At 69.4% G+C, this 5,413-nt stretch carries 5 protein-coding genes; all 5 read right to left on the reverse strand.

The window, feature by feature from the left end; translation table 11 throughout:
- A partial coding sequence (locus ACH4J0_RS39765; protein WP_396246074.1) for an IPT/TIG domain-containing protein occupies nt 1-434 on the reverse strand: 434 nt, incomplete at its 3' end.
- 156 nt (nt 435-590) lie between these two features.
- The gene (locus ACH4J0_RS39770) at nt 591-1,382 is read right to left on the reverse strand and encodes an IPT/TIG domain-containing protein (RefSeq protein ID WP_396246075.1); all 792 of its coding nucleotides are present in this window, start codon (nt 1,380-1,382) and stop codon (nt 591-593) included.
- Between the two features lie 307 nt (nt 1,383-1,689).
- Nucleotides 1,690-2,385 (reverse strand): hypothetical protein, encoded by a 696-nt coding sequence (locus tag ACH4J0_RS39775; RefSeq protein ID WP_396246076.1) that lies wholly within the window; start codon nt 2,383-2,385, stop codon nt 1,690-1,692.
- Nucleotides 2,386-2,828: 443 nt separating this feature from the next.
- Nucleotides 2,829-2,996: a hypothetical protein gene (locus ACH4J0_RS39780; protein ID WP_396246077.1), complete on the reverse strand. Its 168-nt coding sequence runs from the start codon at nt 2,994-2,996 to the stop codon at nt 2,829-2,831.
- A gap of 58 nt (nt 2,997-3,054) precedes the next feature.
- Entirely contained in the window at nt 3,055-3,810 is a 756-nt protein-coding gene (locus ACH4J0_RS39785; RefSeq protein WP_396246078.1) for an ASCH domain-containing protein, read from the reverse strand.
- Nucleotides 3,811-5,413: the final 1,603 nt, after the last annotated feature.

A 5,413-nucleotide genomic window follows, 5' to 3' on the forward strand; every position in this document is an offset into this window, starting at 1 on the left:
ACCGACGACGGCGCCCCCGCCGGGGCGATCACGGTGATCTGCGTCCCGGTGTCAGTGAGGATGGTGGCGGGGTTGGCACCGAACATCACCACGGTGGCACCGGAAAGGTTGGCGCCGTTGAGGGTGACCGTGTTGCCCCCGGAAGTAGGACCGGAGGCAGGAGCGAGGCTGCTGAGTGACGGTACCGGGGTGTAGGTGAAGAGCACGTTCTGGTTGCTGGTGCCCGTCGGCGCCGTTACCGTGACCTGCACCGTACCGGTTCCCGCGGGGGTCTTGGCCGTGATCAGGGTGTCGCTCGCGATGACGAAGTTGGTGCCGTTGGCGCCGAACCTGACCTGCGTGGCGCCGGTGAAGCCGGAGCCGGTGATGCTGACGCTGGTACCGCCGGCTGGAGCACCTTGGGCGGGGCTGACGCTGGTCACTACGGGGGCCATGAGGCTCTTCTCCTTCTCCTTCTCCTGATGCCTGGGAGACGGTGTGCCCTGGCCGGTGGTTGTCGGCCCAGGCACAGGGAAGTCGCCGCCCGCCACACGCTGCGGACGGGCGGCGACTCGGTGGTCGTGCGGTCCGTGCCCAGCCTTCCCTGACGGTCAGACGATCGTGAAGGGCTCGGCGTTGGAGTTGCCGCCGCAGGTGTGGACGGTGATGCTTCCGACCCCGGTGGCGAGTCCGCCGGGCACGGTGGCGACGAGCTGGGTGTCGCTGATGGGAGTGAAAACCGCAGTGGCGGTGGCGGCGGCGCTGTCGGTGAAGGTGACGGTGTCGACGTCGACGAAACCGGTGCCGTTGACGGTGATTTGGTCCCCCGCAGTACCCGATGCGGGCAGCACCGAGGTGATGGTCGGCGCGAGGTAGTAGTCGATCTGGGTGTTGCCCGAGGTGCTGGTGCCGCCGGCGGTGGTGATGGTCAACGGCTGGGTCGAGACCGTCGTGACCTGGCCCGGGTTGGCCGGCGCGGTGAAGGTGACCTGGCTCGACTGGGTGGGGGCGACCGCCACGTTGCCGACGGTGCCCACCGCGACGTGCGTGCCGGTGAGGAAGTTGGTGCCGAACAGCGTGACCGGACCGCCGGTGGCGGCCGGCAGGCAGGTGACGTTCGTCCCCGTGGTGGTCGGTGCGGCGATGACGAAGAACGGCAGCGCGTTGCTGGTGGCGCCGCTGCTGCTGCTGACGCTGACCGAGACCTGGCCGGAGCACGGCGCCGAGCTGGGCACCACGAAGGTGACCTGGGTGGCGGTGACAGTTGTCGGAGTGACCGTCGCCGAACCGAAGTTCACCTTCGTCGTGGTGGACAGAGAGGTGCCGTTGATCTGGACGGTGTCCCCGGGCTTGCCCTGGTTGGTGGTGGTCGTCGTGTCCACCAGCGAAGTGATGGTTGCCATGATCTTTCTCCTTCGAACAAGCCTGGCGCCCTGCCGCGAGTGAGCAGGAGCAGGCGGATGGATGATGCGGCCCGCGGTCGCACGGGCAGCTCCGGTGGGCGCAGTGGGGCGGGAGGACATGTGAAGGCCGTTGCCTCAGGGCGCCTGGCGGGGTGGTCTTGTGGGAAGCGACGCGGCGCCACCTGGCGGGGCGCCGTCAACCTCGCTCAACTTCGCGGATGCAGCGCGGCCGTAGCAGGCACGGGCGAGCTCGCACACTGCGCCACGAACCCGTCGCGGAAGAAGGCAGGTTGAATGCCCCGGGTTTTCAACATGGGGCGGTCGAAGGGGCGGTGGCGGCGCAGTTGTTCGGGGTGTTGCCGGCCACGTTGCTGGCGAGCAGCGTGATGGTGCCCGCGTTCCGGTAAATGCCGCCGCCGTTGACGCTGGCGGCGTTACCGGTGACGCTGCTGGCGGTCATCGTCAGCGCGGTGTCGGTGTAGATGCCGCCGCCGTACGAGGCGTGGCTGCCCCGGACGGCGCCCGCGGTGATGGTCACCGACCCGCCGAGGTTGGCGATGCCGCCGCCCACGCCGAGGGCGGCGTCACCGTTGCTGATCGTGACCGTGCCCAAGGTGAGCTGTCCGTGGGCGAGCGGGAATTGCGAGGGCCCGTCCACCTCGATGATGCGGAAGGAGGGCGCGTACGACGCACGGGTGATCTCGGTGGCCAGCCCGGTCATGGTGATCGGCGTGGTGATGTTCGGCAGGCCCGCCGGCCCGCCGCTGCCCCCCGTGCTGTGGGCACCAGTCAGGATGTAGGTGCAAAACGGCGCAAGGACCAGGTCACCGCCCCCCGCGGCGTTGGCTTCGTCGACGGCATTGACCAGTGCCGTCTCGCTGCACGGCACGGCCACCGCTTGCGCCGGACCCACGGCATCTGCGTGTACTGCCGGAGCGGTGAGTAGGAGCCCGCCGACTGCGCCGGACCCGGCCAGTAATCGAAATATGTTGATGGCTCGCACAACGCCTCCTTGGACGTATGAGCCACCCTCATCAGCCGATGCACCGCGAGAGCGCGTCGGCCGACGGCTTCCTCCGGTGGGTGCCCTCGCGAACCCGCGCCAGTATGCGCAGGCAGATGCCAGCTGCGTTCCCCAGCGGAGGGATGGGCAGCCCACCTGGTCAGATACCACAAGTAAGCCATCTGGGTTGTGTGCCAACAAGAGCTTTGACGGATCGTCACCCATTCAGCGGAGCGCACGCGAGCGTCAGCACGACTGACCAACCGCAGGTCAGAACGCTCACAGGCACCCTCATCGCCCCAAGGAGCCCACGCACCGGAACCAGCGACCTACCTGATCCGTGCGGGCAGGCCGGGCGGGCGGGCGCCGAGGTCGGCGACCAGGCCGTCGAGAACGACGGCCATACGCCGTCGAAAGCGAACCGACAAGAAGGTGATCGGGCGTCAGCCGAGCCCTACCATGAGGGCGGGACAGTCACGCCGGTGCGGGCGGTGGTCGAGATCCGCGGGCGCCTGGCCGAACTCGCGGACCTGGTCGCCGAGCACCTGGCCCGGGCCCGCGCCGAGGCCGGCGGCGCGCAGCCGGCTCCGGAGCGGAAGCGGGATGATCACGGCCCCCTCAGCGCTCGTCGTCACCTGACGGCCCAGTCGTCGTTGGCACATCCGCGGTCTACGCGGCGCCCGTCCCGTCGTTGATCTGGAAGGTGATGACGTCGACTTCGTCGGTTCCCGCCAGATCCGGGTAGTGGCCCCTGAGGCCTTCCCGGAGTTCGGCTGCGGTCGTCAGCCCCTCGGCTTGGGCGTCCTGGTTGGTGAGGTCGCTGACCAGGCAGTGCCTGATGCCGGTCACCTGTGCCAACAGGACGACCTCGGGGTCGCTCTCAAACACCAGCCGTGCCGGCCCGAGCTGGGCCGGGTTCCGGAAGCGGGTGGTCTTGGTCTTGGCACCGGAGCGGACGACTTCGAGGTAGCGGGGGTTGAACCGAATGATCGGGGGACCGGCCGTCTCGGGGTCTTGGCAGAGCGATGGGTCGAGACCGTTCATGCCCGCCTCCGGAGTCCATTGCTGAGCCAGCGGCATCAGATCAGCGGCGAGAACGGACCTGAGCCCCGCGGGCGTGGGCACGATGACGCGCATGGTGGGGTAGTAGTCCACGAAGACCTGCCGATCGCGCCCGCACGGGCCGATGACCCCGCGCCCGTGGTTTCCCACAGCGACGATGCAGCGCATCTGGCGGGCGCCCTGGGCTCGCGCGGCGCCCAGAGCCACGAGTTCGGCGCAGGGTCCGCCGGTGAAGTGGTAGAGGTTCACGCCAGCGAACATCCGGTAGTCGGCGGCCATGACCGCGGCGCCCACCGTGTGGATCCCGTCTTCGTCGGGCCCGGCGTCGGTATGCGCGTCTATGGTGCGGCGTGCCAGCTCCACGAGCTCACGCTCGTCATCATCGAGAGCTCGTGCAGATGACGGGACGTACACTTTGGCCTTCCCTTCCGTCAGCAGTCACCCAGGAGCATTCCACGCCGCGCAGGTGGGCTCCACAGGGTTTCGGTGTGCCTTGGCTGGACCCCTATGGTGGTCCGGTGGGCAGGAATGTAGCGCCCAGGCACCGGGCCGGGCCCTGTGGTGTCGGCGGGTGCGGGCCGGGCCGCGCCGCGCCGGGCCGGGCGGGCGGGCGGGGGGCGGGGGCGATGCGCCGGGGCGAAGCCAAGGCCGTCCCGGTCCACGTGGTACTGCTGCTCCTGGCCGCCGTCGTCGCCTGGGGCCGGCTCGGACCGCAGCGCTTCTGATCCGCCCGGGCGGCGGCCCGATGGATCCCCCGGCTACGCACCCGCTTCGAAACCCCCGCCGTCGGCTACGCCGTGGCTCGGACGACACCTTCGCCCTCGGCCTCGGGGTTCTCCTCGACGGCCTTGACGCCCTGCTCCCAGGCCGACACGCGAGCACCGCGCCCGGCGAGTAGGCGAAGCCAGGACTCGCACAGTCGACCCGTAACTGACGCCTGTGCTTCATCCGTTCGCGGAGAGATTTATGCGGTCATTCCGCACCGGACGCTCCTCGCGGTCGCGGTGGCAGGGCCAGCAGCGGGGCGGCCACCGAGGCGGCGGGGTATCGCGCGCGGCCGCGAACGCCGTAAGCATGACACAGCCAGCCGCGCGTACGGCCTGGACAAATGCCCTGAAGGGCATTGGCCGGCTACGAAGCACCGGCCCACCGTGTCCCCTGCGTCAGGGCGTGATGACTACCGCATGGGTGCTGGAGGTCTGCAGGCTGGCGGGTTCCCCACGGCACACGAACCCTGCGGCCACCTCGGCATGTCGCGGGACCGCCAGGCTCCGCTGGGCCTGGCCGTCCCGCTGCTGTTGCTGCACATGGATCTCCGACTACGACCGGGTCCGACCGTGCCCCCTCGTCACCAACGTCCGGCAGTTTTCTACCCTAGGCCGCCAGGGCGGCCACGGAGTCTCGGAGGGCGAGGACGTCCTCGTAACCGAGCGGCGCCATGTGAGGGATGGCAGCACTCACGGTAGGCGCAAGCGGTTCAGGGAAGCGGGTCCGTTCGGGTGACTGACCGTCAATGTTATTGCTTCATATCCATGCTGTCGGTGTAATGGTGATGTCTGAACCGGCGGGCCGCCCATCCCGTGCCGGGGAGCTCAGCTGGCGGCCGGTCCGTTGTTCCAGCCCCCCTCTCGGATGTCGAGGGGGTGATTCGCTCCAGCCGTCCTGGCGCCAGCTCACCGGTACTCGCCGCAGCTCCTGGCCCAGATGTGTCGGTATGCACAGCCCTGCGCCTCTCGGCTCGCCCTACGGCCGTTGACCGGCCATGCCGCACGGCCGCTCAGAGGGGTGGCTGGACAGCTGACAGGACCGGGGCCGGGCGGCGCGGTTGAAGGCCCGTCCGGCCGCCTTCACCGTTCTCACGCAGGAGACGAATCGTGAACGCAATCGTGCACGCGACGCCGTCGGCGCCGAGCCTCACACTGCCGTGGCCGCTGCCGCCCGTGCTGTTCGCGGACAGCCCCAACGC

The sequence above is a fragment of the Kitasatospora sp. NPDC017646 genome (genome assembly GCF_044329365.1).
In the GTDB taxonomy this organism is placed as follows: Bacteria; Actinomycetota; Actinomycetes; order Streptomycetales; family Streptomycetaceae; genus Kitasatospora.

What these genes read in the sequence shown, in the direction of transcription:
- ACH4J0_RS39770 (WP_396246075.1), bottom strand. Translation starts at nt 1,382, where the DNA reads ATGGCAACCATCACTTCGCTGGTGGACACGACGACCACCACCAACCAG.